The 1,048-nt window shown below is 69.5% G+C and carries 1 protein-coding gene; it reads right to left on the reverse strand.

Annotation, left to right across the window (positions count from 1 at the left end; translation table 11 throughout):
* Positions 1-197: 197 nt before the first annotated feature.
* On the reverse strand, positions 198-1,046 hold the full coding sequence (gene nadC, locus N864_RS22580) for a carboxylating nicotinate-nucleotide diphosphorylase (RefSeq protein ID WP_051518950.1): 849 nt from the start codon (positions 1,044-1,046) through the stop codon (positions 198-200).
* Positions 1,047-1,048: the final 2 nt, after the last annotated feature.

Genomic DNA, 1,048 nt, shown 5'->3' on the forward strand with positions numbered 1-1,048 from the left:
ACCAACCGTCGAAGGGCCAGTAACCGTCGAAGGGTCACTCCTCTCGTATGCCGCTCACTGCCCGCTGTCGCGGAAGGGGGCCTCTCGACATGGCGCAGTCAACGGCAACCGCATCTTTCCGACGCCGGTTCGTGTCGCGAACTGGGCTCCCCGATGACACCGTTGAGCCCGGTCGAGAAGGGCCACCGGACCGCGAATCACCCGGTGCTGTGGTCCAGGCCGATGTCGAGGCACCGAGCGCTGTGGGTGATCCAGCCGGCGGAGATGAGGTCCACCCCGGCCTCAGCCAGAGCCGGGGCCGTCTGCACGGTCACTTGGCCCGAGGCCTCCGTCACCATCCGACCCCCGACGATGGCCACCGCCTTGGCCGTCGTTTCGGGGGTCATGTTGTCGAGCAGCACCGCATGGACGGGGTCGAGAAGCAGTTCCTGGAGCTGGTCCAGCGTGTCGACCTCGACCTCGATCGCGACCAAGTGACCGACGTGGGCTCGCACACGCCGGACAGCCTCGGTGACCGACCCTGCCACGGCGATGTGGTTGTCCTTGACGAGCACCGCGTCGTCGAGCCCGAAGCGGTGGTTGCTCCCGCCGCCTGCGCGGACGGCGTACTTCTCGACCGCGCGCAGGCCCGGGGTCGTCTTGCGGGTGCAGGCGATGCGTGCAGGCGTGTGTGCGACGGCATCGACGAGCGTCCGCGTCGCGGTGGCGACTCCCGACAGGTGGCCCAGGAAGTTCAGGGCCACCCGCTCCGCAGTGAGCAGCGAGCGAGCCGAGCCCTCGACGGTTGCGACCCGGTCTCCGGGGGCGACGCGGTCTCCATCGGCGACGTGGGCCGTGAAGGTGACCGAGGGGTCGATGAGCGTGAAGGTGAGTCGAGCCAGGTCGAGCCCTGCGACAGTGCCCGGCTCGCGGGCCGCGAAGACGAACCGGTCCCGCACGCCGACGGGGATGATCGCATCCGTCGTCAGGTCGCCGGCACGGCCGAGGTCCTCGAGGAGTGCCGACTTGGCGAGCGGCTCGAGGAGGATGTCGGGCAATGGCGTCAGGG

It is taken from the genome of Intrasporangium chromatireducens Q5-1 (assembly GCF_000576575.1).
GTDB classification, from domain to species: domain Bacteria; phylum Actinomycetota; class Actinomycetes; order Actinomycetales; family Dermatophilaceae; genus Intrasporangium_A; species Intrasporangium_A chromatireducens.